The sequence below is a fragment of the Mesorhizobium sp. M8A.F.Ca.ET.202.01.1.1 genome, assembly GCF_004791595.1.
Classification (GTDB): domain Bacteria; phylum Pseudomonadota; class Alphaproteobacteria; order Rhizobiales; family Rhizobiaceae; genus Mesorhizobium.
The window spans coordinates 1-485 of the sequence record NZ_SRUN01000067.1 but is presented as its reverse complement, the minus strand read 5'-3'; the positions used below and the strand labels follow the sequence as shown (position 1 = coordinate 485).

The 485-nt window shown below is 66.0% G+C and carries 1 protein-coding gene; it reads left to right on the top strand.

Translation table 11 applies throughout. The annotated features are described in order from the left end of the window. Positions 1 to 485, top strand: a 485-nt coding sequence (locus tag EN845_RS33850; protein ID WP_189587433.1) for an Ig-like domain-containing protein, incomplete at both ends; no start/stop codon positions are given.

Here is a 485-nt window from a genome sequence, read left to right as displayed (position 1 = left end):
GCCACCGGCTCGAACGTCGCCAACCCGGTGGGCGGCAACCTCGGCGGCGCCGGCATCGCGGGCCAGTACGGCACGCTGGTGCTCAACGCCGACGGCACCTACACCTACTCCGCCAACCCCAACGCGGTGACCACCAACGCGGTCGACCACTTCGTCTACACCATCACCGATGGCGACGGCGACACCTCGACGGTGACGCTGGACATCACCGTCAACAACGTCACGGTGACCGCCTCCGACACCGACGCGCTGGTCTATGAGAAGGGCCTGCCGGCGGGCAGCGACGCGGCCGGCAATAGCGAGATATTCAACGGCGCCATCACGCCGGCCGGCGGCACGGGGCCCTATACCTATACGCTCAACTCATCGGCCACCGGCAGCTACGGCAACCTGGTGCTCAATGCAGACGGCACCTACACCTACACGCTGACCCATACCTATGACGGCGCGACCCTCAACAACGGCATCACCACCGAACAGGACAA